The sequence below is a fragment of the Sphingomonas cremea genome, assembly GCF_021502585.1.
Lineage (GTDB): Bacteria > Pseudomonadota > Alphaproteobacteria > Sphingomonadales > Sphingomonadaceae > Sphingomicrobium > Sphingomicrobium cremea.
Window position 1 is genome coordinate 387,482 of the sequence record NZ_JAKFGM010000002.1, and the last position, 24,553, is coordinate 412,034.

Annotated in this window: 26 protein-coding genes and 1 pseudogene; 8 read left to right on the top strand and 19 right to left on the bottom strand. The window is 63.5% G+C overall.

Translation table 11 applies throughout. The annotated features are described in order from the left end of the window. Nucleotides 1-36: 36 nt before the first annotated feature. Entirely contained in the window at nt 37-807 is a 771-nt protein-coding gene (locus tag LVY65_RS08405) for an alpha/beta fold hydrolase (protein WP_235067587.1), read from the top strand. Here the strand turns inward: LVY65_RS08405 and LVY65_RS08410 are convergent. The 4 genes and pseudogenes from LVY65_RS08410 to lepA all read right to left on the bottom strand — a co-directional run bounded on the left by LVY65_RS08410 (nt 804) and on the right by lepA (nt 4,590). Beyond that, nucleotides 804-1,187: a hypothetical protein gene (locus LVY65_RS08410; RefSeq protein WP_235067588.1), complete on the bottom strand. Its 384-nt coding sequence runs from the start codon at nt 1,185-1,187 to the stop codon at nt 804-806. The two genes, LVY65_RS08405 and LVY65_RS08410, sit on opposite strands and share 4 nt — an antisense overlap. A gap of 371 nt (nt 1,188-1,558) precedes the next feature. Continuing rightward, nucleotides 1,559-1,719: pseudogene (locus LVY65_RS13445) on the bottom strand (hypothetical protein); the annotation flags it as partial. Between the two features lie 9 nt (nt 1,720-1,728). Continuing rightward, complete coding sequence (locus LVY65_RS08420) at nt 1,729-2,682, bottom strand: transporter (protein WP_235067591.1); 954 nt, start codon at nt 2,680-2,682, stop codon at nt 1,729-1,731. Between the two features lie 72 nt (nt 2,683-2,754). Continuing rightward, nucleotides 2,755-4,590, bottom strand: a complete 1,836-nt coding sequence (gene lepA / locus LVY65_RS08425; protein ID WP_235067592.1) for a translation elongation factor 4 — start codon at nt 4,588-4,590, stop codon at nt 2,755-2,757. Between the two features lie 221 nt (nt 4,591-4,811). Between lepA and LVY65_RS08430 the strand changes: the two genes are divergently transcribed. Then, entirely contained in the window at nt 4,812-6,005 is a 1,194-nt protein-coding gene (locus tag LVY65_RS08430) for a hypothetical protein (RefSeq protein ID WP_235067594.1), read from the top strand. 108 nt (nt 6,006-6,113) lie between these two features. Continuing rightward, a complete protein-coding gene (locus LVY65_RS08435; RefSeq protein ID WP_235067595.1) occupies nt 6,114-8,978 on the top strand; it encodes a M16 family metallopeptidase in 2,865 nt (954 codons plus the stop codon). A gap of 155 nt (nt 8,979-9,133) precedes the next feature. Here LVY65_RS08435 and LVY65_RS08440 read toward each other — a convergent pair whose 3' ends face one another. The 5 genes from LVY65_RS08440 to LVY65_RS08460 form a co-directional block, all read right to left on the bottom strand. Next, nucleotides 9,134-10,012 (bottom strand): alpha/beta hydrolase, encoded by an 879-nt coding sequence (locus LVY65_RS08440; RefSeq protein WP_235067596.1) that lies wholly within the window; start codon nt 10,010-10,012, stop codon nt 9,134-9,136. 239 nt (nt 10,013-10,251) lie between these two features. Further along, nucleotides 10,252-10,827 carry a J domain-containing protein gene (locus LVY65_RS08445; protein WP_235067597.1) on the bottom strand — a complete coding sequence of 192 codons (576 nt, stop codon included), beginning with the start codon at nt 10,825-10,827 and terminating at the stop codon, nt 10,252-10,254. Nucleotides 10,828-10,960: 133 nt separating this feature from the next. Beyond that, on the bottom strand, nt 10,961-11,248 hold the full coding sequence (locus tag LVY65_RS08450) for a hypothetical protein (protein WP_235067598.1): 288 nt from the start codon (nt 11,246-11,248) through the stop codon (nt 10,961-10,963). A 289-nt stretch (nt 11,249-11,537) separates the two neighbouring features. Next, entirely contained in the window at nt 11,538-12,245 is a 708-nt protein-coding gene (locus LVY65_RS08455) for a COG3904 family protein (RefSeq protein ID WP_235067599.1), read from the bottom strand. Further along, on the bottom strand, nt 12,226-12,780 hold the full coding sequence (locus LVY65_RS08460) for a hypothetical protein (RefSeq protein ID WP_235067600.1): 555 nt from the start codon (nt 12,778-12,780) through the stop codon (nt 12,226-12,228). The genes LVY65_RS08455 and LVY65_RS08460 overlap by 20 nt, the downstream gene beginning before the upstream one ends. A gap of 162 nt (nt 12,781-12,942) precedes the next feature. Here LVY65_RS08460 and LVY65_RS08465 point away from each other — a divergent pair, with 162 nt between their 5' ends. Continuing rightward, complete coding sequence (locus LVY65_RS08465) at nt 12,943-13,224, top strand: hypothetical protein (RefSeq protein WP_235067601.1); 282 nt, start codon at nt 12,943-12,945, stop codon at nt 13,222-13,224. Nucleotides 13,225-13,249: 25 nt separating this feature from the next. On the opposite strand, the gene LVY65_RS08470 is transcribed toward LVY65_RS08465, so the two are convergent. The 3 genes from LVY65_RS08470 to purE form a co-directional block, all read right to left on the bottom strand. After that, the gene (locus LVY65_RS08470; RefSeq protein ID WP_235067602.1) at nt 13,250-13,486 is read right to left on the bottom strand and encodes a hypothetical protein; all 237 of its coding nucleotides are present in this window, start codon (nt 13,484-13,486) and stop codon (nt 13,250-13,252) included. Between the two features lie 318 nt (nt 13,487-13,804). Beyond that, the gene (locus tag LVY65_RS08475; protein WP_235067603.1) at nt 13,805-14,863 is read right to left on the bottom strand and encodes a 5-(carboxyamino)imidazole ribonucleotide synthase; all 1,059 of its coding nucleotides are present in this window, start codon (nt 14,861-14,863) and stop codon (nt 13,805-13,807) included. Nucleotides 14,864-14,873: 10 nt separating this feature from the next. Then, nucleotides 14,874-15,356 (bottom strand): 5-(carboxyamino)imidazole ribonucleotide mutase, encoded by a 483-nt coding sequence (gene purE / locus LVY65_RS08480; RefSeq protein WP_235067604.1) that lies wholly within the window; start codon nt 15,354-15,356, stop codon nt 14,874-14,876. 142 nt (nt 15,357-15,498) lie between these two features. Here purE and LVY65_RS08485 point away from each other — a divergent pair, with 142 nt between their 5' ends. Beyond that, a complete protein-coding gene (locus LVY65_RS08485; protein WP_235067605.1) occupies nt 15,499-16,077 on the top strand; it encodes a GGDEF domain-containing protein in 579 nt (192 codons plus the stop codon). 32 nt (nt 16,078-16,109) lie between these two features. Here the strand turns inward: LVY65_RS08485 and gpmA are convergent, their stop codons facing one another. Beyond that, complete coding sequence (gpmA, locus tag LVY65_RS08490; RefSeq protein WP_235067606.1) at nt 16,110-16,796, bottom strand: 2,3-diphosphoglycerate-dependent phosphoglycerate mutase; 687 nt, start codon at nt 16,794-16,796, stop codon at nt 16,110-16,112. Beyond that, complete coding sequence (locus LVY65_RS08495) at nt 16,796-17,962, bottom strand: M14 family metallopeptidase (RefSeq protein ID WP_235067607.1); 1,167 nt, start codon at nt 17,960-17,962, stop codon at nt 16,796-16,798. Before LVY65_RS08495 ends, gpmA begins: the two co-directional genes overlap by 1 nt. Nucleotides 17,963-18,141: 179 nt before the next feature. Here LVY65_RS08495 and LVY65_RS08500 point away from each other — a divergent pair, with 179 nt between their 5' ends. The 3 genes from LVY65_RS08500 (at nt 18,142) to LVY65_RS08510 (ending at nt 20,461) form a co-directional block, all read left to right on the top strand. Next, nucleotides 18,142-19,788, top strand: coding sequence for a M20/M25/M40 family metallo-hydrolase (locus LVY65_RS08500; protein WP_235067608.1), 1,647 nt, complete (start codon nt 18,142-18,144; stop codon nt 19,786-19,788). A gap of 82 nt (nt 19,789-19,870) precedes the next feature. Further along, the gene (ykgO, locus tag LVY65_RS08505) at nt 19,871-19,996 is read left to right on the top strand and encodes a type B 50S ribosomal protein L36 (RefSeq protein WP_006833921.1); all 126 of its coding nucleotides are present in this window, start codon (nt 19,871-19,873) and stop codon (nt 19,994-19,996) included. A gap of 192 nt (nt 19,997-20,188) precedes the next feature. Continuing rightward, nucleotides 20,189-20,461 carry a hypothetical protein gene (locus tag LVY65_RS08510; protein WP_235067610.1) on the top strand — a complete coding sequence of 91 codons (273 nt, stop codon included), beginning with the start codon at nt 20,189-20,191 and terminating at the stop codon, nt 20,459-20,461. 7 nt (nt 20,462-20,468) lie between these two features. On the opposite strand, the gene LVY65_RS08515 is transcribed toward LVY65_RS08510, so the two are convergent. The 5 genes from LVY65_RS08515 to argC are packed head-to-tail and all read right to left on the bottom strand — an operon-like array spanning nt 20,469 to nt 24,417. Continuing rightward, nucleotides 20,469-20,888 carry a hypothetical protein gene (locus LVY65_RS08515; protein ID WP_235067611.1) on the bottom strand — a complete coding sequence of 140 codons (420 nt, stop codon included), beginning with the start codon at nt 20,886-20,888 and terminating at the stop codon, nt 20,469-20,471. Between the two features lie 40 nt (nt 20,889-20,928). Further along, a complete protein-coding gene (locus tag LVY65_RS13450) occupies nt 20,929-21,390 on the bottom strand; it encodes an arginine repressor (RefSeq protein WP_235067612.1) in 462 nt (153 codons plus the stop codon). Then, nucleotides 21,390-22,250 (bottom strand): acetylglutamate kinase, encoded by an 861-nt coding sequence (gene argB, locus LVY65_RS08525; protein ID WP_235067613.1) that lies wholly within the window; start codon nt 22,248-22,250, stop codon nt 21,390-21,392. Before argB ends, LVY65_RS13450 begins: the two co-directional genes overlap by 1 nt. Continuing rightward, nucleotides 22,247-23,413, bottom strand: coding sequence for a bifunctional glutamate N-acetyltransferase/amino-acid acetyltransferase ArgJ (gene argJ / locus LVY65_RS08530; protein ID WP_235067614.1), 1,167 nt, complete (start codon nt 23,411-23,413; stop codon nt 22,247-22,249). The genes argB and argJ overlap by 4 nt, the downstream gene beginning before the upstream one ends. Next, the gene (gene argC / locus LVY65_RS08535; protein WP_235067615.1) at nt 23,410-24,417 is read right to left on the bottom strand and encodes an N-acetyl-gamma-glutamyl-phosphate reductase; all 1,008 of its coding nucleotides are present in this window, start codon (nt 24,415-24,417) and stop codon (nt 23,410-23,412) included. The genes argJ and argC overlap by 4 nt, the downstream gene beginning before the upstream one ends. Nucleotides 24,418-24,553 lie beyond the last annotated feature (136 nt).

Genomic DNA, 24,553 nt, shown 5'->3' on the forward strand with positions numbered 1-24,553 from the left:
TTGTTTCGCTAACGTATTCACCCCATTGTTAACCTTATGAAGTGGGACCGCTACCCGCTCGCGCCCGTCAGTGGCCGCGGAAGCCCCGACGATGTTGCTCCGTCGGACTGGGGCCGTTGGCGTGAGGTCGCCTGGCATATCCCGCGCCTTTTGAGCGGCCTTGGACCCCTGGGTCCCCGCGGCCCGGAGGACGGACCGCCCGCGCTGGTCTTCCCCGGATTCCTTGCCACCGACCGCACCACGATGGAGCTTCGCCGCGCGCTGGCCCGGGCCGGCTGGCGCGCCCACCCCTGGCTGCTGGGGGTCAATGGCGGGGCCAAGGCCAATACGATGGAGCTGCTTGCCAGCCGCCTCGACGCCATCTGGGACGGCCGCCCGATCCTGCTGGTGGGATGGAGCCTGGGCGGAATGTTCGCCCGGGAACTGGCTGCCCGTGTCCCCGAAAAGGTCCGCGCGGTGGTCACGCTTGGATCGCCATTTTCCGGCAACCTGAAAACCAACACCAATGTCCGCGAATTTTACGAGCGGGTCGCCGGCCACGACGTCAACGTCCCCCCGTTCGAGCGGATCGGCGGCAAGCCCCCGGTGCCGACCCTGGCCCTATGGTCGCGCAAGGACGGCATCGTCGCCCCCGCCGCCGCCCGCGGCCTGGCGACCGAGGTCGACAAGGCGGTCGAGATCGACACGCATCATATGGGATTTGCCGTGTACCGGCCGGCATTGAGCCGGGTCGTTCACGAGATTCGCGTTTTCCTGACGGAGATGGAAGGCGCGGAGCCGGTGATGGGGAAGAAGGCGGCGGCTTAGGGCGCCGCGACTGCTCGATATTGGGCGTCCCGGCCTCCCCCCAACTGTTGATACCACCCGCCATCGCAGTAATAGTAAGTGGCGCCCCCATCGATCATCTTCATGCATCCGGCGGGGAGGGACGCGTAGGTGCTGCCGATGACATAGGGTTTCCGGGGCTCCGGCGGCGCGACGGCCACCGGCGGTTCGGCGGGCTTTTCGTCGCGCACGACCTCCTTCTCGACGATGACGGGGACTTCCCGTTCGACGACGAAGATGCCGCTGTTTAGCCCGTGCATGTTGCCGCCGTGATGGCTCGGAAAATTGTTGCGCGGGCCGGTGCCCGCCGGGTGCCCCTGGGCATCGGTCTTGGATGCGGCGAGGATCAGCAGCGCGGACATGGCGGCGCTTATTCCTAGGAGGTGGGTGCCTTTCATTCGCTGCAGGATGAGCCGGTTCGACGGGTAAGCCAATCGGGGGATTTGCGTATGTGGGTGGGGGCGTCACGGGAGTGAATCCCGTGACGTCGATCGACACGGCCTTGCCGGTCGTCGGCCGGCTCAAATCGACTCTTCGACACAAGCCGATGTGGCGCTTCGCGCCTATCGTCTTGTGCTCGGCGATTTGTGCTGTCCTACACGAACCTATTTGGTTATGCGAGTCGCATGACCATCCCCGTAATCTGCGACCGGCCGGCTTTCAGGGCTCATTGTCCACGACGAATAGGAGCTGAATTCCAAGGCTAATGGCTCCACGCCGATGAACGAGTGGGCTAGCCTTCGTCACCCATTCGGAGTGCGGCTATGAAAGCATCCTGGGGTATCGAAACAGATCCGTACTCCCGCTTCTTCGCCGCCCCGTTCTTCTGCTTTCGAGCAGCTTCCGCTTCTGGGTCGCGTCGCCGCCACAGCATTTCGCGGTCACGCCCTTCCGAGCATCTCCCTACTGCCAGGACGCCGACAGCCCGATGCTGAACGTCTGCGAGTTATTGCCGATGAAGTTGAGGCGGTCTGAATCGAAATATCGGACCCTGACCCCCAGCTGGCGCGAAATTGGGAAGCCGCCGGCGATCGCCCAGCCGACGTCCTTCCTTCGGTCGTTATTGCGGATGCCGTCGATCCGGGACCGGCCGCCAACCCCGATGCCGGCGCTCACCGCTGCCCAGATGCCGGACTTGAACGAATAAATGGCGGTGCCGTCGAGCGTGTAGAAGTTATCCTGTTCCAGCCGCTTGCCGTTAAAAAAGTCATCATTGTCGGTGTAGATCCACGCCATCGCGGTGGCTTCGAAGGTCCAGTTGCGGCGGCGATGCTGCATCCCCAGCTGCGGCCGGAAGGTGAAGCGGTTGTTGCCGAGGTTGATTATCTTGTCGTCGAAATATTCGCCGGTGGGCAGGTGCACCGCCATCGCCGCGCCGACGATCGTCTCGCTCTCATGCGTGGCGAGATAGGCGCCATATTCCCGGGCGGCGAGCGGCGGCGGGCCGACCAGGTTGATCGCCACCCGGACGATGGTGTCGGAAAATCCGTCGCGCTCGACCGTCTTCGGGAGCCCGTTGACGATGCCGTCCCAGCGGCCGGTCTGCCAGGCCTGCCTGACCTCGATCCGCGCCGACCTGCCGGCCAGCTTGAAACCGCGGACATAGCCGGCAAGCGCGGTGTCGACCTTCATCTTCGCATCCTCGATCCCGATCGTCGGATCGACGTTAATGTCGCCGTTGGTGTGGGCGTAGGTCAGGCTGAGGAAATTCTGGCCGGTCGGAAGCTGGCTCCAGCGGCGCGGCTCAAGGTCCTGCGCGAACCCCGGTGAGCAGAGGAACAGCGCGGCGACGGCCCAGGCCAGCGCGCGAAGGGCAATGCGATGCAGGTTGCTCGGCCAGCTGTTCAAATCGTTCATGCCCCCCGGTGGGGAGCATCCTAGCCGAAACGGCGCGCCGTGCCATCGGCACTAACGTGCCAGCGGAACGCCTTACTCTTCGCCCATTCTCAAAGCAGCGATGAAGGCTTCCTGGGGGATTGAAACGCTGCCGTACTCGCGCATCTTCGCCTTCCCCTTCTTCTGCTTCTCCAGCAGCTTCCGTTTCCGGGTCGCGTCGCCGCCGTAGCATTTGGCGGTGACGTCCTTGCGCATTGCGCTGATCGTCTCGCGGGCGATGACCTTGCCGCCGATCGCGGCCTGGATCGGGATTTTGAACAAGTGCCTTGGTATCAGTTCCTTCAGACGCTCGACCATGCCGCGGCCGCGGGCTTCGGCGTTGCCGCGGTGGACGATCATGCTCAATGCGTCGACCGGCTCCTCATTGACCAGGATGCTCATCTTGACGAGGTCGCCCTCGCGGTGGCCGATCTGGTGATAGTCGAAGCTGGCATAGCCTTTCGACAGCGACTTCAGCCGGTCGTAGAAATCGAACACCACTTCGTTGAGCGGCAATTCATAGGTCAGCTGGGCCCGCGTGCTCGACCCGTGGCCGACATAGGTCAGGTTCTTCTGGATGCCGCGCCGGTCCTGGCACAGCTTCAGGATCGCGCCGAGATATTCGTCGGGGGAATAGATGGTCGCCTCGATCCACGGCTCCTCGATCAGCTCGATCCGGTTGGGGTCGGGCATGTCGGCGGGGTTGTGCAGCTCTATGGTCTGCGCCGGCTCATTCTTCGAATGCGAAAGCGCGATGCGATAGACCACCGACGGCGCGGTGGTGATGAGGTCGAGGTCATATTCGCGGGTCAGCCGCTCCTGGATGATCTCCAGGTGGAGGAGGCCGAGGAAGCCGCAGCGGAAGCCGAAACCAAGCGCCGCGCTGGTCTCCATCTCGAAGCTGAAGGAGGCGTCGTTGAGGCGGAGCTTGTAGAGGCTGTCGCGGAGCTTTTCGAAATCGGCGGCGTCGGTCGGGAACAGGCCGCAGAAGACCACCGGCTGGACCGTCTTGAAGCCGGGCAGCGCCTCCGCCGTGGGCTTCTTCGCGTCGGTGATGGTGTCGCCGACCGCGGTCTGGCTGACTTCCTTGATCTGCGCGGTGATGAAGCCGATCTCGCCCGGGCCGAGCTCGTTCAATTGCTCGATCTTGGGGCGGAAGCAGCCGACCCGGTCGACCAGGTGCAGGGTGCCTGCGGCCATGAACTTGATCTGCTGGCCCTTGCGGATCGTGCCGTCCATGACGCGGACGAGGATGACGACGCCGAGGTAGGGGTCGTACCATGAGTCGACCAGCATGGCCTTTAAGGACGCGTCGCGGTCGCCCTTGGGCGGCGGGATTTTGTCGACGATCGCCTGCAGCACTTCGTCGATGCCAATGCCGCTCTTGGCGCTGGCGAGGACGGCTTCCGACGCGTCGAGGCCGATGATGTCCTCAATCTCCGCGCGGACCTTCTCAGGCTCGGCGGCGGGGAGGTCGATCTTGTTGATGACGGGCACGATCTCATGGTCATGCTCGATCGACTGGTAGACGTTGGCGAGCGTCTGCGCCTCGACCCCCTGCGCCGCGTCGACCACCAGCAGCGCGCCCTCGCAGGCGGCCAGGCTGCGGCTGACCTCATAGGCGAAGTCGACGTGGCCGGGCGTGTCCATCAGGTTGAGCTCGTAGGTCTCGCCGTCCTTCGCCTTCCAGTTGAGGCGGACGGTCTGGGCCTTGATGGTGATCCCGCGCTCCTGCTCAATCTCCATATTGTCGAGCATCTGCCCGCGGACCATCTCGCGGTCGGTGAGGCCGCCGGTGCGCTGGATGAGGCGGTCGGCAAGCGTCGACTTCCCATGGTCGATATGGGCTATAATACTGAAATTACGTATCTTTTTCTGCGTAATGGTCAATTTGCGAGCTTTGCCTGTAGGGGTTTGTGCGCCGCCTAGCATCTGGTGCCCGCAGTGTCACCGCCCGCGGCCCAAGTCGCCATTCCGCAAGCCGGCTGCCGTCTTTTGCTGCCGCAGGTTAAGTCGGGGGTGACAATCGGCCGGCCACCCCGCTACTTTGGGCCCGACAGCCTCGCCGGCCACCCTGGCCGAAGGTGCGAGGCGCCAAATTGGGGGCGATGATGGACAGGAAGTTCTGGTTCTCGGCCGGCGCGATGGCGGTGGCGGTTTCGGCAGCGGCCTATGCGGCGACGCCCGCTGCGCCTCCGCCCCCGATAGCCAATTACTGGGTCGATGTCGCGACCAGCAGCGGGATGGGCGCGGGCATGACCCCAGGCGCGCGGCCCAACATGGCGCAGATGATGAACATAATGCAGGGCGGCTCCTCGGTGGCGCACGCGCTCGAACTTCGCCTTGCCTCACGCGACAAGGCCGCAGCCGCGCCGAGCGCCCAGCATTTTATCCCGCCGGGCCTGCAGATGGGGCCGAGCCTGCCGCTGGTGACGCCGGTCGCGGCTAAGCCGGTGCGCGAGACACCGGATACGCCGTACCAATATGAGCGGCCCAAGGGGCGGATGCTGATTTATTGGGGCTGCGGCGAGCATGTCGGCCCCGGCCAGCCGACGGTGATCGATTTCTCCAAGCTCGCCGCCGGCCAGGTGCCGCCGGGCATGGCGGCGATGGCGGCGATGGGCCGCGCGGCGACGCCGCCGCGGCCGGGGCAGTCGGCCAGCTATGGCGAATGGCCCAACGAGCGGGATTCGCGCGCGGTGCCGGTGCAGGGCTCGCTGCTCGGCGCGCACCGCATCGAGGGAAATTATTCGCCACCGATCGCCTTCAGCCTCGCCGCCGGGCAGGACTTCATGCCCGACCTGGGGCTGAATGAAGGCGCTGCCCTGCCTTCGGGAGCGATCACGCTCGGCTGGCGCCCGGCGTCCCAGGCGACGGGCTATGCGCTGGCGATGTTCGGCGGGGCCGAGAATGGCGACGTGATCGTCTGGAGCTCCGCCAACAAGGCGGCAATGTCCGCCAACCTCGACTATCTACCGCCCGCCGAGGTAAAGAAGCTGGTGGCTGCCGGGGCAGCCCTGCCGCCGACCGCCAGCCAGTGCCTGCTCCCCGCCGAGGTCGCCAACGCCTCCCCGGGCGGGATGATCATGATGATCGGCTACGGTCCCGAGGTCTTTTTCGCCGAGGCGCCCAAGGCGCCGAAATGGGCGGCGCGGCTGCGCTACAAGACCACCGCCTCGCTGATGCGGGGAATGGGATCGATGGGCGCCATGCAGGATGGCCAGGCCCAGCCCGGCCAGCCGCCGAAGAAAAAGAAGAAGAAATTCGGGCTCGGCGACCTCCTCGGCAACCTTCCGCAGCCCTGACGCCGCGTTCCAGTCGCCGGTCGAGCGAGACCCGCCGTTTATCGAACAAAGTTGCATCGCACCCGCGCGCGACTAAGGCTCGAGCCAAATCCATTGGAGAATGATTTCATGCGTTTAGCCGATCGCCGCCTGTCCCTTCTGCTTGCCAGCGCTTCGCTGCTCGCGGCCTGCGCATCCACTCCCGCCGTCCAGACAGTCGCTCCTCCGCCGGCAGCAGTCGCGGCCGCGCCGGCCCCGGCCGAGCCCGTTCCGGTCACCTCGCTGGTCAAGGAAGTGACGATCCCGCACGAGAAGTTCGTGCTCGACAACGGCCTTACCGTGTTGGTCCATGAGGACCGCAAGGCTCCGGTTGTCGGGGTCAGCATGTGGTACAATGTCGGGTCCAAGGACGAGCCGAAGGGCGAGACCGGCTTCGCGCACCTGTTCGAGCATCTGATGTTCAACGGCACCGAGAATCTGCCGGGCGACTATTTCACTTACCTGCAGCAGATCGGTGCGACGGACCTTAACGGCACCACCTCGTTCGACCGAACCAACTATTTCGAGACGGTCCCGACCGGAGCGCTGGAGCGGGCGCTGTTCATGGAAAGCGACCGCATGGGCCACCTGCTCGGCGCGGTGACGCAGGGCGTGCTGGATAACCAGCGGGGCGTGGTCCAGAACGAAAAGCGCCAGGGCGACAATCGCCCGGGCGGCCTGGTCTTCTACAAGGTGCTGGAGACGCTGTTCCCGGTCGGGCACCCCTATCACCACTCGACGATCGGATCGATGGCCGATCTCGATGCGGCCAGCCTGAACTCGGTCGCCAACTGGTTCCGCGACAAATATGGCCCGAACAATGCGGTGCTGGTGCTGGCCGGCGACATCGACGCAGCAACCGCGCGGCCGCTGGTCGAGAAATATTTCGGATCGATCCCGCGCGGACCGGTCAACAATGTCGCCCAGGCAGCGGTCCCGACGCTGGCTGCGCCCCAGTCGGTGGTGATGAAGGACAATGTCGCGACGACGTCCGTGTCGCGTTACTGGCCTACCCCCGGGCTGCTCGACGCGCAGCTGGTCGCGCTGGACGTCGGCGGATCGGTGCTGGGCGGCCTTGCCAGTTCGCGCCTCGACGAGGTGCTGGTGCGCAACGAGAAGCTGGCGACGCAGGTGTCGGCCGGCCTCTATGCATTCCAGCGGGTCGGCATCTTCACCGTTTCGGCGACGGTCAAGCCGGGGATCGACCCGGCGGTGGTCGAGAAAAGGCTCGACGAGCTGGTTGCCGATTTTATCGCCAAGGGACCGAGCGAGGACGAAGTCCGCCGCGCGTCAGTGACCGAGGTCGGCGGACGGATCCGCGGGCTGGAGCAGGTCGGCGGTTTCGGCGGCAAGGCGGTGACCCTGGCCGAGGGACAGACCTTTGCCGGCGACAGCGACTGGTACGCAAAGAACCTGGCCACCTATGCTTCGGTCACTCCTACCGACATTCGCCAGGCGATGGGCCAATGGCTGACCAAGCCGGCACTGGCGCTGCGGCTCGAGCCGGGGGCGCGCCCGCCTTATGAGGAAGCCAAGTCGGTCACGGTGAAGGGCGGCAAGAAGGTCAACAAAAATGCACGGGCGGCCCAGCCGGGGCCGAAGCGCGAGCTTCCGCCGGTCGGTTCGCTTAGCGCGCTCGACTTCCCGGACGTGACGATCGTCCGCCTGTCTAACGGGGTCGAGCTGCAATATGCGCAGCGGAATGCCGTGCCCGTGACCCAGCTGGCGCTGTCGTTCGATGCCGGCGATGCGGCCGATGCACCCAATGGGCGCGGGTTGCAGTCGATGGTCATGTCGATGCTCGATGAAGGCACCACGACGCTGAGTTCGCAAAAAGTCGCGGAGGCCGAAGAGCGGTTGGGCGCGAGCATCGAAACGGGAAGCTCCCTGGATCGGTCGTCGGTAACCTTGTCGGCCCTGTCCGCCAACCTGACGCCGTCGCTCGCGCTTTTGGGCGATATCATCAAGAATCCGGCATTCGATCCGGCCGAGCTGGAGCGGGTTCGTACCCAGCGGCTGACCGCCATCGCCCAGATCAAGAAGGAACCGAACGGAATTGCGCAGCGGGTTCTTCCGGCGCTGCTGTTCGGCGACAACCATCCCTACGCCACTCTGGCCGGAGGCGATGCGGCGGCGACCGAGCGTTTCACTCGTGACGAACTGGTCGGCTTCAAGGACGCATGGCTACGCCCCGACCGGATGAAGATCTTCGTCGTGTCGGACCGGCCGCTGGCCGAGATCCAGCCACTGATCGAGGCCGAGTTCGGCAAATGGGCGACCCCGTCGGTCCCGGCGGGCATCAAGCAGTTCACTGCCCCTCCGGCACGGCCGACCCATGCCCGCATCGTGCTGGTCAATCGCCCGGATTCGCCGCAGTCGGTCATTTCCGGCGGGCAGATCACCCCGGCCGATCCGCGCAACAATATCGAAGCGCTGCAAAGCGCCAATGACGTGCTGGGCGGCAATTTCCTCAGCCGGATCAACATGGACCTGCGTGAGGCCAGGGGCTGGTCCTATGGCGTGCGCGGTTCGGCGCAGCTCAGCGAGAAGGCGGTCCCCTATGTCATCAACGCGCCGGTCCAGGCCGACCGGACCGGGGATTCGATCAAGGCGCTGAACGACGATTTCGCGGCCTTCCTGGGCAAGAAGGGCGTCACCGGCGAAGAGCTGAGCCGAACAATCGCCAATCGGGTCAATGCGCTTCCCGGCCAATATGAGACTTCGGGTGCGGTGCTGTCGGCGATGATGTCCAACGACCTGTTCGGGCGACCGACCAATTACCAGGAAACGCTGGCCGCCAAATATCGCAGCTACACCGCGGCCAGCCTGGACCAGGCGATCCGCGGCGCGATCGATCCCAACGGCTTCATATGGGTCGTGGTCGGCGACGCGGCCAAGGTGAAGCCGCAACTCGACAAGCTGGGCATTCCGGTCGAGGTGATCGAGGCGCGCTGAGCGACCGGCGAAGGCCGGCCAGCTTCGCATCTGGAGGACGGACTGCGCCTGATTTACTCCGGCGCCGGTCGCGCCAGTGTCCGCTTTGGGTGGAGAGTGGACAGTCGGTTAATGGCCGGAACGGGTGGAAAGCCGGACACTTGCAGTGGCGACCCTCACGTTGCCACGGGCATTTCCACTTCGACGTGCTGCCTTACTCGCCCATCAATCCACGTCACGATGTCGTCGAACACCTCCTCGCGGCCGAGATCGTTTAACAAGTCGTGATAATGGCCTTCGTAGAGCTTTAGCGTCTTATCGGTTGAGCCGGCCTTGTCGAAGAACTCCTGGCTACCGTCAGGACGTGTGGCTTTGTCTGCGGTGCCGTGGAGGATCAGAGCCGGCAATGTGATGCGTTCGAACTCGCGCTCGAAGCGCTCACCGGCGCGGGCGAAAGCGGCGACCGTTCCTACTGGCTGAACTTCGTCCTTTGTTAGTGGATCGGCGTTGAGCTGTCCGACCCATTGAGGATCGCGTGAAAAATCCTCCATCTTGAGCTTCAGCACATGCGCGTGCGGCGCGATGTGGTCGACAGCCTCGAGCAGTTTCAAGGCGAAGTTCGGCGCGTAGACGCGGAAAGCGAAGCTTTCGCAAATCAGCCCGTCGAGCTTGTCCTGATGGTCGAGCGCATAAGTGACCGCCGTGACCCCGCCGGCGCTGTGGCCAAGTAAGTAAAGCGGCAGGTCGGGATGTTTTGAGCGTCCGAGTTCAATAGCCAGCGCCAAATCGGAGACATAGTCGTCGATGCTGTCGATGTAGAAGCGCTCGCCGTCGGACTTTCCGCGACCGCGTAGGTCGAGCGCAGTGACAGCAAAGCCTCTCGCGGCGAAAGTCTCACCTGCGCGAATGTACTGGCCGCCATGCGAATTGACGCCGTGGCAGAGGACCAGGTTGGCCTTTACCGCACCTTCCGGCTCCCAATGGCGGGTGAAGATCTTGCCCCCCGTTCCGTCCAGCCATTGCTCGGTTGCGGGCGTGATCGCGGTCGCTGTCATTGGAGGTCTCCTCGACTTCTCACTGGAAGTCGTGAAACGGGGTAGCCCCTCCAATCAAACTTAAACAGTCCAACTCGATCCAATGACAGCAATGGGTCGAAAGCTGCCATAGCGGCTTATATCGGGAATGGGTGGAAAGCGGCATTAACTCGATCCAGCCTTCGCGTCTTAAGGACGTTTACTCTGCTGGCAGGGGGCTGTTGGCGCTAATGGCGCCCTCACCCAGCCGACAATCTTGTTCAGCCCCTGGGGTCAGTCGATTGGGTAATCTGTAATCTTTCTGCCTTTGTGGTTCGGGACATGGAGATCACATGATCGACGCCCTGAATGGTGATTGCTAAAGTTCCCTGCTCGGTTAGCACAATGAAACCCTTTTCCTTCAAATACCATTTATGAAATTCAAAATGTTCATCCGAGCATTTCAACATGTCCTGAATATAATAACCGACAACACCGGCATTTTGAGCACTTTCCCTTCTTTTACTGTATAGAAGTGTGAGAATGCGGGCATGATCGTCAGCGTCGTCCAATGCAGATTTTTCGCCGATCTCTACATCGTCGCTAGATTGGGAATTGAACGTTTCGCCCATGTTTTGTGAGTAGAGAAGGTCATAATCGGCACGTCGTTCGGGATCCCTGAGCGCCCTGTACGCCTCAATCACTTCATTTAATTTCTTCGTGTCCGCGCTTCGCGTGTGATCAGGGTGGTACCTCTTCGCCAGATAGTGATATGCGGATTCCAGGATTTTTGCGTCGCAATCCGGACTGACCTGCAAAATATTGTAATAATCGATAAAAACTTGGCCATCATTCATGGTCGGATTGCCCTGATTAGCTGCTTTGAAGGCTCAAAATACGGTGACGTTTATCCCCATCTGCCAGGTTACGGTCGCTCGGGTTGCGAAGGTACGCAATGGACGGCCGGACGCGGTCGGAAATGGGCTCACCCTATCCTCGCTCACCAGCTTCCACCTTATGGCAGCCAGGGAGTGGCCGGTCGTCAGCCACGAACGCCGCAAGTTCGCCGTCAAGGTAGAGCGTCGCTTCCTTAGACGCATATTTGATCGCGATGGTGGAGGAGCGCCTAGGCAACAGATACTCTCCATCCTGGAACCGGACGATAGCGATTTCGTTCGAGGCGCTTAGGGCGAACATGGTGCTGTCGAGGCACATATAGGTTGAGAAGTTGACCGGGTTGATCTGTGCCACGGCAGCTATGGTTAGCCAGAACCTCACCAGTCCTCCCCCGTGGCTTACCGGTTCGTGAATACCAGCGGCACCGCATCGGGGTCCTTCCTAACATAGTTATTTACTTTGTGTTAATGCATCTGAGCAAAACAGAAGTTTACTCATTGCTTTCGCTGCTGATTGTGCCCAGTGCCATGACCATTGATCGCTTAATCCGCTAAATTAGTTGGAAAGAGGCAGGCCTTTTTAGCTTGGGCTAATGTCGGCAATGGGTCGAAACCGGCCATAAGCCAATTTCGTCATTCGCGCGGAATGGAGGTTAGCGACAGGCTGCCGGTCAAAGGTTGACGACGTTGTAGCGCCTCAGTTCCTCTGTGGTCAGGCAGCGCCGCGTCGAGCGGTCCTCGCCCTGCGTCTCGATCGCCTTTTGCTGATACATCACGTCGCTCAGCAACTTCCGCGAGACCCCCATGCGGATGAGGAAATCATTGTCTTCGGTCGCCAGGACGGCCGAGTCCTGCTCGATCTCGCCAATCAGGTCGACGGTGGCGCTGCTGCCCTTGGAGACTTCGACTTCAATCAGCGCGCGGTTGGCGGTGTGGGTGAACATGTGGACGATGAACAGCCCGCCGGCGTCGACCGAGCGAATCGGGCCGCCCATGAAGAGGAAATTGCAGGCCGAGAAGCAGGCCGCACCCGACGGGATCCGGGTCGGGATCATCGCCTTGCGGATCAGGCGCCCGGCCTCGTTGCCGACGAGGGCATTTCCGCCGGGCGAACTCAACCAGATTTCCTCAACCGGGGAATATTTGGTGAGCGCTTCCGCCAGCCGGGTCGCGGCGCCGTCATCGATCACTCCTTCGGCGCGCAGGACACGGCTGCCGCCGCTTGCATCGAGCGTGAAGCGCATTTCCCTGAAGGTCGCCCAGCCGGGCGCCTGAGGGCATGTAGGGTTGACGGGATCGGTCGCTGCCGCGGCAGGAACCGCCGAAACCAGCGCAGCCAGGGCCGCGAGGCGACCGAGGCTATGCCGCCGCCAGCACATAGCCACTTTCGCCGGGCTTGCGGCACATCCGCTTCGGAGCGGTCGTTTCCTCGCCATCGACGATGATGACATCGGTAACGGTCACGCAGCTGGAGCCATCGGCGAGCTTGTCTTCGCCGGTGACGGTCGAAGTCCCCGAAACATTGGCCCGCGTTTCGCTCTTCCAGGTCGACGAGGTGCCGACACCGCCGCGAACCGCATTGTTGGTGGCTTCCGCCGCCTGGACCTGCTCCTTGCAGTCGAGTTTTTCGATGATTGCGGTCGACAGCAGGCTTCCGACCGGAACGGCGAGGCTGACCACCGCTCCGCCGGCGCCGGCCCGGCCGAGCGCGGAGCCCGCGATGCTGCCCGCGATCGATCCGAACAGGCTGTTGCGCTGCTTGCGGGCCTCGGACGGCTGGCATTGCTGCTGGCTAGTGGTGGTGGTGGAGCTGTCGCTTTTCTTCGGGCCGATGCCGAGAAATTGAGCCTGCGCAGGCTGAGCCGCAAGCGCAGCAATGGCGATTAACGCAGGAATAAAGCCGGTCGCGTTCAACTTCCGCTCCCTATGCTGGCCGGGCTGCTCGTCTATGCCTGCTTGGCAACCCGGTCAATTGTCATTGCCCGGGACATCATCGCTCATACGGCCCTCGCATCCAAGTCGAATAAGCGCTAATCCGGCGCTGGATGCCAGCGTTGCCATTCAAGGAGATACGATATGGCACAGAAATTGTCGGCCATCGCCCTTGGCTTCATCATCGCCGCTTCGCCGCTGTCGGCAACGACGCCTAAGCCGATCCCGGAGACGCTGCCCGCGACGGAGACCCCCGGGACCCAATATTGCCTCCGCGTCGGGCCCTATACGGGCAGCCGGCTTGAGGCCGTGCAGTGCTGGACCCGCCAGGAATGGGCCGATCAATGCGACGATTGGGACACGCAATGCGTCGATGTCGACAAGGAATGGGCCAAGAACGGCGTCAGGATCGAGATGAAGGAATAGGCCGCCCGCCGGGAAACGGGGCGACTTATCCGTACCGGCGCTGCGGCATTGAAGGCGGCGAACGGCAGAGATCGTTCAAATGGTCAAACGCCATGAGCGATTTGCCGTTGGCGTCCTCAATCCCGTCAAGCTGGAACCGGCGCTCGCCATACAGTTCCCGCCCATAGGCAACGGCGTCTTCGATGGAGGGAAATTCCAGGAAATCATTCTCGCCCTGGCGCGGGCCAGCGAGCAACAACAATACAAGCCGTACAGGCTGCACCGCCTATCCCCCCTCCAACGCCCGCGCCGGCAAATCGGCGCAGGCCCCGACGTCAATCTGTCATTTTTTGGGTCAGGGAGCAAATGTCGGGTCAGGTGGACCGCTTGCATCCAGCTCAATCAGGAAAAGTTCCCGGCCACAGGGGTGCAGCCGGGAACCCTATCCGACCCCCCCTTATTTGCAGGAAACGCGGCTTCGGTTCGCCCTCCCCGAGGATCGACATTTCCAATAATATCAGATAATTGCAGACAGGCAATTATCCAAAGTTAGTCGTGCCGAAATGGCGCAGCGCGATAATCGCGCCTTGCCCGCGGCAACCTATTTCAGCCGCGTGACATGGCCCATTTTTCGGCCGGGCCGGGCCTCGCCCTTGTTGTAGAGGTGGAGGTCGGCGCCCCGTTCCGCCACCAGTTCGGCCCAACGATCGACGTCGGGGCCGATCAGGTTTTCCATCTGCGCACTGCCGCACACCAGCGACGGATCGCCGAGCGGGAGGCCGAGGATCGCACGCAGATGCTGTTCGAACTGGGACGTATGGGCGCCCTCGATGGTCCAATGGCCGCTATTGTGAACGCGCGGCGCCATTTCGTTGACCACCGCGCCGCCAGCGCAGGCGAAAAATTCGACGGTCAGCACGCCGACATGCCCAAGCGCTTCTGCGATTGCGGTGGCGGCCGCGATCGCCTCACCGGCCGATGCCTCGATCTCCGGCCCCGCGGGGACGGTCGACGTGCGCAGGATGCCGCCGTCATGATGGTTGCGGGTTAGCGGGAAAGCGCTGGCTTCGCCCGCCTCGGTGCGGGCGAGAATCACGCTGAACTCGGCGTCGAAGGCCATTTTCGCTTCGGCCACCGCCGGCTGGCCGCCGACGGCCACCCATGCCGCAGGAGCCTCTTCCGGCCGGCCGACCCAGGCCTGGCCCTTGCCGTCATAGCCGAGGCGGCGCGTCTTCAGGAGGATCGGCGATCCGAGCGCGTCCAGCGCGGCGACGATGTCGTCAACCCCGTCGACCTCTCGCCATGGTGCGATCCGCGCGCCGCATTGGTCGAGGAAGCGCTTCTCGACCGCGCGGTCCTGCGCCATCTTCAGGCTTCTTGTGCCGGGTTTCAGCTTCGACCCCAGGACGGCCAGCGGTTCGACCGGCACATTTTCAAACTCATAGGTGACGACGGCGCATTCGTCGGCGAAGCGGCGAAGCGCCTCCACATCATCGAATGCGGCGCGGGTGAAATGCTTCGACACCTCGGCCGCGCAGGGACGGTAATGCGGGTCGAAGATATGGCATTCATAGCCGAACCGGGCCGCGGCCATCGCCATCATCCGGCCGAGCTGGCCGCCGCCCAATATGCCGATCGTGGAGCCGGGTGGCAGGATCATTCGGCCAAGGTCACTCAGGAAGCTCGGGAACGGCCTCGGTCTGCTGGGCGCGCCAGGCCGCCAGGCGGGCGGCAAGCGCGTCATCGCCGTTGGCCAGCATTGCCGCGGCGAGGAGCGCTGCGTTAATCGCTCCCGCCTTTCCGATCGCCAAGGTTCCGACCGGGATCCCGGCGGGCATCTGGACGATCGAGAGGAGGCTATCCATGCCTTTGAGGGCCTTGCTTTCGATGGGCACGCCAAGCACCGGCAATTCGGTCATCGATGCGGCCATGCCCGGCAAATGCGCCGCGCCGCCGGCGCCGGCGATAATCGCCTTCAACCCGCGTCCCTTGGCCTCATGCGCATAATCGTAGAGCCGCTGGGGCGTGCGATGAGCCGACACCACCCGGGCTTCGTGGGGCACGCCAAGGGCGTCGAGCGTTTCCGCCGCGTGCCGCATCGTTTCCCAATCGGAAGTGCTGCCCATGATGATCCCGATCTTTGGATCGGCCATTCGAACTTCCCTGCGCCAAGCTAAGAGGAACAGGCGGCTTAAAGGGGCCGGGCGGATGGCGCAATCCGGGACAGCGCCCGATTGGGAATCCACATTGTCTTGAATCTCGACTATGGCTTGGCCGGTAAGCGGGGGTTGAACGATGCACGACGTCGCTCTGGAACAGCGCGATCCGGCGCAGTTGCTGGAAGAGATTGCTCGTCTGCGCGGCGAGGTGTCCCGGCTGGAGTCGCGAGTCGAGGAACTCGACCGCCTGGCTCACCGCGACCCGCTGGTTCCGATCGCCAACCGTCGCGGCATGATGCGCGAGCTTGAGACGATGATTGCGCGCCACAACCGCCACGATACCCCGGCGGCGGTGCTGTTCGTCGACCTGAACGGCCTGAAGCAGCTCAACGACAGTTTCGGCCATATGGGCGGCGATGCGGCACTGGTCACCGTTGCCGAAAAGCTGATCGAGGGAACTCGTGCGACCGATTGCGTCGCCCGGCTTGGCGGCGACGAATTTTGCGTCCTGCTCGAGCATGCCGACGAAAAGAGCGCGCTGGAGACTGCCGAGCGGCTGGTCGAGACTATCGCCGACGAGGAATGCCTGTTCGAAGGATCGCCAATGCCGCTGTCGGTGGCGATCGGCGTGACCTTGATCGAAAAGGGCGATACCGCCGCCACCGTCCTCGCCCGCGCCGACAAGGCGATGTATCGGGTGAAGGCCGCCGCTTAGTCCTTCCCGCGGAAGGCGTCTGGCAACGGTGGCTAACGCTCGCTCAGATAATAACGATCGCGAACGGTGAAATCGTCATTGAGATCGTAGACGATCGGCTGGCCTGTCGGGATTTCGAGCGAGACGATGTCGGCATCGGCGATGTTCGACAAATGCTTCTCAAGGGCGCGCAGAGAATTGCCGTGCGCGGAGACCATGACCCGCTCGCCCCGCTTCAGCGCTGGCGCGATCTCGGCGTCAAAATATGGCAGCACCCGGCCGATGGTGTCCTTGAGGCTTTCGGTGGCGGGGATCGCTATGCCGGCATAGCGGCGGTCGCCTGCCAGCCGGTAGGGGCTGTCCGGGTCAAGCGGCGGCGGCGGAATGTCGAACGAGCGGCGCCAGATCTTGACCTGCTCGGCACCGACCTTGTCGATCATCTCCTGCTTGTTGACCCCGGTCAGTCCGCCATAGTGGCGCTCGTTGAGGCGCCAGTCCTTGGCGACCGGAAGCCACAACGACCTGAGCTCGTGCAGGACCAGGTGAAGCGTGCGAATGGCGCGGGTCTGGACGCTGGTGAAGCAGCGGTCGAACTCGAAGCCTTTGTCCCGGAGCATCCGGCCGGCTTCGCGCGCTTCGGCAATGCCTTTCTCGCTAAGATCGACGTCCCACCATCCGGTGAATCGATTTTCGAGGTTCCACTGCGATTGTCCATGCCGCAGGAGGACGAGCGTCGGCATCAGGCGTCGACCTTCTCCGAATGCGCGCGCTCCGCCTTGGCCTTCTTCAGTTCGGGCAGGATGGCGTGGAGCGTGTCGAGGCAGGCGCCCGCAAGATATTTGCTGCGCTCCGGCGACCAGCCATAGACATCGTCGGGCAAGTCGAAATTGTCCTTGAACGGCATTTCGAGCGTCATCGACACACAACCAAAGCGTTCGGCCAGTTGCGTCGTGGACATCGACATGTTCGCCTCACCGGGTCGGGCGACCTCATAGCCCTTGCGGGTCTGGAAGTCGGGTGAGACGCGTTCCAGCGTTTCGCTGAACAGGTGGAACAGCCGGGACTGGCGCTCCGTGATCGAGGGGATCCCCTCGAAACCGGCAAGGAAATTCGCGGGAATCGCCTCGTCGCCATGAATGTCCATGGCGAAATCTGGCGGGGACTGATCCATCGCGCCCCGGACATACAGCACTTCCGGGCTCTTGTCGGCGGAGGGGGCGTGCCATTCCCGATTGAGGTTTACGCCGACTGCGTTAGTCCTGAGGTGGCCGCGGCGCGACCCGTCGGGATTCATGTTGGGAACCACGTGGAAGGTGCAATCGCGGCGAAGGACGCGGGCAATCGGATCGTCGGGGTCGGTCAGCTTTTCGAGCGCGCCTTCCATCCACCATTCGGCCATCGTCTCGCCGGGATGCTGGCGGGCGTAGAGCCAAACCGTGCAATCGCCTTCGCCGATGCTCAGACAGTCGATGTCCTGGCCGTCCAGGCTCTTGCCGAGGCTCCGGTAATCGACCCCGGGCAGTGCGGCGACAGTCGAGATAAGGTCGTGATGCCGCTCCATCGAATAAGGCGCGAAATAGGCGATCCAGACGAGATCCGTTTCGGGGACAAAGCGGATGGTGAGAATTCCGTCCGCGTAGCTGGTGCCGGCAATTCGGGTCCAATCCTCGCGGTCGAGCGAGACACAGGCCTTATAATCGGGCCAGCCGTCAGGATAGGCAGAGTTGCCGCAATTGATGATCCGCAAGGTGACTTCCCGCCCGCCGGCGCCCGCCAGGCGGAAATTGAACCATTGGTGGAAATCACTCATGTGATCCTTGACCAGTTCCAGGTCGATCGTGTCCCCTCGCTCCTCGACGACGCGAATGTTGCCGGCGTCGAATGCGCTTGAAATCGTGATGGTCATGAAAGCCCCTAGTGACTGGCAAAGGTGGACAAGCGCGGCCTCATAGTGCGGCGCGCGCCGAACGGCAAACCCGACCATTCGACGAACGGCGGGCCGCAACACTGGCGCGCAAGCGCGCGGTCGATTAGCCCTCCGCCAATTAGCGGCGATCAACGCCCAATATTACCCGGAGTTCTTCGATGCGTTTGCTTGCCGCCGCCCTTCTGTTGCTTGTCTATCCGGCATCGGCCCAGACCGTTCCCACTTCGCTCGGCCAGGATGTCGCTCGCCGGGTGCAGGCCGATGTCGAATTCCTTGCCTCGGACAATCTCGAGGGACGCGATACGGGATCCCGGGGCTATGCCATCGCCGCCGACTATGTCGCCTCTCAGTTTCGGGCGATCGGGCTGGAGCCCGCGGGCGAAAAAGGGAGCTGGTTCCAGGCTGTGCCGTTCCGCCGCGCCTCGTTCGAAAATCCGCCGAGGTTGACACTTTCGATCGGTGGAAAGCAGGTTGCGCTGGAGCCGGGCAAGGATGCCGCCTTGCGTCCCAGCGTCACTGCCAAGGCGCGCCGGCTTTCCGCCGGGTTCGTGTTCGTCGGCCATGGGCTTCGCGATCGGCGCTATGGGTTCGACGATTATCGCGGGCTGAACGTGCATGGAAAGATCGTCGTCGCCCTGTCGGGAACGCCCGTCGGATTGCCGAGCGATGTCGAGGCTCATCTTATTGCCAGCAAGGAACAGGTCGCCGCCGCGGCCGGTGCGATCGGCTTTGTCGAGGTGTCCAGGAACAACGGGTCCGCAGGAAGACTCGATCCGGTTCGGCGGGGCGGGCGCCCGCTGGTTGACTGGGTCGATGCGCAAGGGCGGGCGGGGTCCGTCCCGGCAGGCCTCCAACTCCAGCTCAGCATTTCAAACGACTGGGCAACGCGATTGTTCGAAGGCGCGCCGGAATCCTTGGCTGACATAAGGAACAAAGCCAAAGCCGACCCAAAGGCCCGGCTGCGCGGTTTCCCGCTGGCGCCGACCCTGGCGGTGGACGCCGAAAGCAAGTGGGAGGATTATACGAGCCCGGAAGTGGTTGGCCTGCTTAAAGGTTCCGACCCGGCGCTTGCCGCGCAGCATGTAGTGCTGATGGGGCATCTCGATCATCTTGGGGTGAAGGCCGACGCCAAGCCGGGCGAGGATGCGATCTATAATGGCGCGCTCGACAATGCCGCAGGGGTCGCCACCATGCTGGAGGCGGCCCGGCAGTTCGCAGCCCAGCCGGTACGGCCCAAGCGCTCGGTCCTGTTCATTGCCAATACCGGGGAGGAACGCGGACTTCTGGGTGCCGATTATTTCGCCAATCATCCGACAGTCCCGTCGGAGAGCATCGTCGGGCTGGTCGATCTCGACATGCCGCTGCTGCTTTATCCCTTCACCGACGTAACGGCGTTCGGAGCCGATCATTCGACCATCGGTGCGACGGTGGCCGAAGCAGGACGCTCGATGGGGATATCGGTGAACCCGGATCCGATGCCGCAGGAAGCGATCTTCACCCGTTCCGACCATTATATGTTCGTCCGCCGCGGCGTTCCGGCTGTGCTGCTGATGACCGGCCATGCCAATGGCGGGAAGGCCTATTGGGACGCCTATCTTGGGAAAATCTATCACTCGCCGCAGGACGATTTGACCCAGAAGATCGATTGGAACGCAGGTGCCCGCTATGCGCTGCTCAACTACCGCATTGCCAGGGCAATGGCCGACGCGGCGCAGCGCCCAATGTGGCTTCGCGGAGATTATTTCGGCGATCTGTACGATCCGCAGGGACCACGCGCCCCGGTTGTGATCGCTTCCAAACCTTGACTTGGGGCGGCGGCCGCCATAGGGGGTCCGCCGGTTTACAACCTCCGACAACCCAAGAAACACGAAGGCAGGCGTTCCGGCCATGAAGATTCGCAATTCCCTGAAGTCGCTGAAGTCGCGTCACCGCGATTGCCGGGTGATTCGCCGTCGCGGCCGGACCTACGTCATCAACAAGACGAACCGCCGCTTCAAAGCGCGCCAAGGCTAAGCTCTGGGCTAGCTTTGCCGACCGCGTTCGGCAGGGCTGACCACAGATAATCCTCCAAAAGCCTCTGCCCTTATCGGGCGGGGGCTTTTTGCGTGGATAAGCCGGGCGATTCGGGCGTTTTATTGCGTGAACATGGCCGTCAGCCCGCGTTAAGCTCGAATTGGGTAGAGATGCAGGCAAGGAGTGGGTGAAATGCCTCGCACGTTGAAGATTATAGTTGGAATTGGAGTTTTCGCGCTTGCCGCGACTGCGGCCAGCGCCGCATACGCCCAGGTCGCGACGGGCGACCAGGCGACGCCCAAGGACTTCAATTGGGAAATCAAGGATGGCAAGCGCGTCCCCAAGGGACAGCGCCAAGTCAACGCCGACGGCAGCTGGCGCGAAGAAATACGCCAGGGCAAATGCGTGACGATCAAGGAAAAGTCGGCTGCCGGCGACTATAAGGAAACCCGCAAGTGCGACTGATCAGTAACTAACTCGCCTTGTTCTCGACCGAATTATCAAGCCCGGTACCGCCCTCGGTGCCGGGCTTAACTTTGCAGGCGGGAAGCCCAATCTTCTCATTATCGTCGCACAGCCGCACCTGAACACTATCGTTGGCGGCAATGAACAGCGCCCATTGGCGGTCGTCGCTGCAGGTGGCGGACCACATATCCAGATCGCGATAGCGGGTAACATAGCCGGTCGAAATAATCCGGGTGCAGCGCAGGCCCTGATCGGCGATGGCCCGCTTTAGCGCGATCGCCCGGTCGAGGTCGTTCAAGTCGAATAGCCGTTGCTGGGCCTCGCTCCGGACCATGATGTCGTTCTGCAACGGCGGTGCGGGCTTGTCGCTTTGGCCGCATGAGGCGAGCAGCGTCGCTGAAATCAGCAGGGTTGCGGAACGGATCATCGGTTTTACTCCTCATCCGGCGCAACGCGCCGATACACGATTAGGCTCCCGCCCGTCGTCGATGCAACATTTCGGCCACCGCATGGGGATTGGTTCCATCGGCCAGAGCGACGAAAATCGTGTCGTCGCCGGCCAACGTTCCCGCCACTTCATCCAGCCCCGCGGCATCGAGCGCGTTGGCGACGAGATTGGCCGATCCCGGCGGAGTCTTGAGCACCAGCAGGTTGCCGGCGGGGATGATGGCGTCGACCCATTCGGCCAGCAGCCGGTCGAGCTTTGCGGCGGCGTGGCCCGGCTCGACCTGGTCGGGCATTACGTAGCGGATCGACCCGTCGCGCTTGAGCTTGACCGCACCCAGTTCAAGCAGGTCGCGGCTAACCGTGGCCTGGGTGGCGGCGATTCCGGCCAACGACAGCCTGCCGACCACTTCCTCCTGGCTTCCGACCCGATGCTCGCGCAGCCAGTCGGCGATCATCCGCTGGCGCTGGGTCTTGCTGGTCATTAGCCCGACTCCCCACAAACCATCGTTCCGACGCCCTCGTCGGTAAACAATTCGACCAGGATAGCATGCCCGGCCCGCCCATCGATCATATGGGCGCTGCCGACCCCTCCCTCCACGGCCTCGGCACATGCGAGGAGCTTGGGGATCATGCCGCCGGTGACGCTTTCATCCGCGATCCGGCGACGCGCCTCCGCGGCGGTCAGCCGGTGGATCAGGCTAGCGGGATTTGCCGGATCTTCGAGCAGGCCAGGCGCGCTGGTGAGATAGATGATTTTCTCCGCCTTCATCGCGACGGCAATTGCGCGGGCGGCATCGTCGGCGTTGACGTTATAGGGCTGGCCGGTCGGGTCGGCTCCGACAGTCGAGACGATCGGGATCAGCCCGTCGTCAAGCAGTGCGCGGAGAAGCCCAGCGCGGACGTTGCCGACCTTGCCGACAAAGCCCAGCCTGGCATCGACCTGCGTCGCTTCCAGCAGGCGGCCGTCTTCGCCGGCAACCCCGACCGCGACAGGCTCCAGCGCGTTGACCGCACTGACCAACTCCCGGTTGATCTTCCCGACCAGTACCATCCGGACAATCTCCAGTGCCTCGGCGTCGGTGACGCGCAGGCCGTCGATCCGCTCCACCGCCTTGCCCTGCCGCCCCATCTGTTCGTCGATCTGGGGACCGCCGCCGTGGACCAACACCGGCCGAATGCCGACCGAATGGAGCAGAAGCACATCCTTGGCGAGGCTGCGAGCGCGATCGGGATCGGTCATCGGCAGGCCGCCAACCTTCACGATTATGGTCTTGCCGGTGAAGCGGCGGATGTAGGGCAGCGCTTCGATCAGCAGCCGGGCGGTATCGTTGGTGTTGATCATGACGTCGCCGAATTTTCCTTGATGTAGCCGGGACCGAGGTCGACGGAGACGGCGCGGCCTGTGCCACGGCCGAGGCCGAGGTCGATCAGGATGTCGATCTCTTCGTCCTTCATATGGGCTCGGACTGCCTCCGCCTCATGGGGAATCTCGACGCCCGCCTCGGCAACCTTGATGCCGCCATAGCTGACGCTCGTTCGTTCCGTTTCGAACTCCCCGCCGCACGACCCCGCTTCGGCCAGCAGCCGGCCCCAATAGGCGTCGGCGCCGTACCAGCTGCATTTGATCAGCTGGTTGTTACCGATTGACCGGGCAACCTTCCGCGCCTCGGCGTCGCTGGCCGCCCCGGTGACGCGGACGACCACCAGCTTGGTCATGCCCTCCGCGTCGCGCGCCATCTGAAGCATCAGTTCCTCGCACACCTGCCGCACATCGTCCTCGAAACGGGCGAGGTCGGCCGGCCGGCCTTTGCGGCCGCTGGCGAACAGCATGACCGTGTCGTTGGTCGAGGTGGCGCCGTCGGTGATCAGCGCATTGAAGGTGGCGTCGGCCGCTCGGAACAGGATCGGCTTCAGTTCGTCGGGCGCAAGCTCTGCGTCGGTAGTAAGGAACGCCAGCATGGTCGCCATGTTGGGAGCCAGCATGCCACAGCCTTTGGCCATGCCGCCAACCGCATAATCCTTGCGGACAACCTCGGCCTCCTTGGGCCGGGTGTCGGTGGTGAGTATGCCCTTGGCCGCGTCGCGATGCCCGTCGCGGCTTAGCGTTTCTCCGAGCCGGGGGACGGCGGTCAGGATCTTGCGCATCGGCAGGCGGTAACCGATGAGCCCGGTCGAGCAGACCAGCATATCGCGCGGATCGCAGCCAACCGCCTCGGCCGCCGCCGTGCACATCGCCTCGGCATCCGCCCGGCCCTTGGCGCCGGTCCCGGCATTGGCATTGCCGCTGTTGACGATCACGCCGGACGCATAGCCGCCCGAAACGTTTAGCCGCTCCAGGCTGGCTTCGACCGGCGGCGCCCGGAACTTGTTCTGGGTGAAGACGGCGGCGGCAGGAACGGGCTTGCCGCCATCGGTTGCCAGCAGGCTGACGTCGCGGCGGCCCGCGGCCTTGATGCCCGCGGCCAGGCCCGATGCGACAAAACCTTCGGCAAGGGTCACGCTCACGGATAAACTCCCATATTGGACAGGCCCGCGCCCTCGTCGAGGCCGAGCATCAAATTGGCACATTGGATCATCTGGCCCGCCGCGCCCTTGCCGAGATTGTCGATCGCCGCGAGGGCGAGGACGGTGCCGGTCCGCTCGTCATGGCGGGCGGTCAGGAAGGCGGCGTTGGAGCCGGTTGCCCATTTCGTCTCAGGCGGAGTTTCGCCGACGTGGACGAACTTTTCACCGGCGTAAGCTTCGCGAAGGATGGCCAGCGGGTCGCACGGGCCCGTTGCCCGGGCATAGCAGGTGGCCAGGATGCCGCGGCTGGCGGCCATGAGATGCGGGGTGAACAGCACGCTGGCGCCGGACACCATTTCCATCTCCGCCGTGTGCCGATGATTGATGAGGCCATAGGCGCGATAATTGCCGTCGACGGCGCAGAAATGGGTGGCGGCACTGGCTGCGCGGCCGGCGCCGCTGACGCCTGACGCAGCGTCGACGATGATACCTTGCCGGTCGATGCCGCCCGCCTCGACCAGGGGGCGGAGCGCGAGGCTGGCGGCGGTCGGATAGCAACCGGGCGCAGCTACCCGTTTCGAGTGGCTGATCTCGTCCCGGAAGAATTCAGGCAGGCCGTAGGTAAAGGTCTCGAGCAGGTCGGGGCGGCTATGAGGCTCGCCGTACCAGCGTTCGAATTCGGCGGCGCTGTTTAGCCGGAAGTCCGCACCGAGATCGACGAAGGGAATCCCGGGGGCCAGCAACTGGTCGGCCAGCCGCTGGGTCTCGCCGTGCGGCAAGGCGGCCAGGATCAGGTCGCAGCCGTTCAGGAGGCCCGGATCCCAGGCGGCAAGTGCCGCGCCCGGATAAGCAATGGCGAGGTGCGGATGAACCGCCGTGACCTTCTGGCCGGCGTTGGACGCGCCGAAGGCGACGCCGACCTCGATCGCCGGGTGGCCAGCGATGAGGCGCATCAACTCGCCGCCGACATAACCGGAGGCGCCAAGGATCGCGGCGCGAATCATGCGCGCCATATGCAAATCTATGAATAATTATGCAATAGGAGGAATGGCAGCTATGGGTGGAAAGCGGACATTCTTAAGCGGCACACCGCTTGGCTTCTCATTCTGAGGATATTTCCGTAAGTTCTTGATCTCCGGC

Excerpts from the sequence above, each read along its gene's own strand:
- LVY65_RS08405 (WP_235067587.1), top strand. The coding sequence starts at position 37 with ATGAAGTGGGACCGCTACCCGCTCGCGCCCGTCAGTGGCCGCGGAAGC.
- LVY65_RS08410 (WP_235067588.1), bottom strand. The coding sequence starts at position 1,187 with ATGTCCGCGCTGCTGATCCTCGCCGCATCCAAGACCGATGCCCAGGGG.
- LVY65_RS08420 (WP_235067591.1), bottom strand. The coding sequence starts at position 2,682 with ATGAACGATTTGAACAGCTGGCCGAGCAACCTGCATCGCATTGCCCTT.
- LVY65_RS08430 (WP_235067594.1), top strand. The coding sequence starts at position 4,812 with ATGGACAGGAAGTTCTGGTTCTCGGCCGGCGCGATGGCGGTGGCGGTT.
- LVY65_RS08435 (WP_235067595.1), top strand. The coding sequence starts at position 6,114 with ATGCGTTTAGCCGATCGCCGCCTGTCCCTTCTGCTTGCCAGCGCTTCG.
- LVY65_RS08440 (WP_235067596.1), bottom strand. The coding sequence starts at position 10,012 with ATGACAGCGACCGCGATCACGCCCGCAACCGAGCAATGGCTGGACGGA.
- LVY65_RS08445 (WP_235067597.1), bottom strand. The coding sequence starts at position 10,827 with ATGAATGATGGCCAAGTTTTTATCGATTATTACAATATTTTGCAGGTC.
- LVY65_RS08455 (WP_235067599.1), bottom strand. The coding sequence starts at position 12,245 with ATGTGCTGGCGGCGGCATAGCCTCGGTCGCCTCGCGGCCCTGGCTGCG.
- LVY65_RS08465 (WP_235067601.1), top strand. The coding sequence starts at position 12,943 with ATGGCACAGAAATTGTCGGCCATCGCCCTTGGCTTCATCATCGCCGCT.
- LVY65_RS08475 (WP_235067603.1), bottom strand. The coding sequence starts at position 14,863 with ATGATCCTGCCACCCGGCTCCACGATCGGCATATTGGGCGGCGGCCAG.
- purE (WP_235067604.1), bottom strand. The coding sequence starts at position 15,356 with ATGGCCGATCCAAAGATCGGGATCATCATGGGCAGCACTTCCGATTGG.
- LVY65_RS08485 (WP_235067605.1), top strand. The coding sequence starts at position 15,499 with ATGCACGACGTCGCTCTGGAACAGCGCGATCCGGCGCAGTTGCTGGAA.
- gpmA (WP_235067606.1), bottom strand. The coding sequence starts at position 16,796 with ATGCCGACGCTCGTCCTCCTGCGGCATGGACAATCGCAGTGGAACCTC.
- LVY65_RS08495 (WP_235067607.1), bottom strand. The coding sequence starts at position 17,962 with ATGACCATCACGATTTCAAGCGCATTCGACGCCGGCAACATTCGCGTC.
- LVY65_RS08500 (WP_235067608.1), top strand. The coding sequence starts at position 18,142 with ATGCGTTTGCTTGCCGCCGCCCTTCTGTTGCTTGTCTATCCGGCATCG.
- ykgO (WP_006833921.1), top strand. The coding sequence starts at position 19,871 with ATGAAGATTCGCAATTCCCTGAAGTCGCTGAAGTCGCGTCACCGCGAT.
- LVY65_RS08510 (WP_235067610.1), top strand. The coding sequence starts at position 20,189 with ATGCCTCGCACGTTGAAGATTATAGTTGGAATTGGAGTTTTCGCGCTT.
- LVY65_RS08515 (WP_235067611.1), bottom strand. The coding sequence starts at position 20,888 with ATGATCCGTTCCGCAACCCTGCTGATTTCAGCGACGCTGCTCGCCTCA.
- LVY65_RS13450 (WP_235067612.1), bottom strand. The coding sequence starts at position 21,390 with ATGACCAGCAAGACCCAGCGCCAGCGGATGATCGCCGACTGGCTGCGC.
- argB (WP_235067613.1), bottom strand. The coding sequence starts at position 22,250 with ATGATCAACACCAACGATACCGCCCGGCTGCTGATCGAAGCGCTGCCC.
- argC (WP_235067615.1), bottom strand. The coding sequence starts at position 24,417 with ATGATTCGCGCCGCGATCCTTGGCGCCTCCGGTTATGTCGGCGGCGAG.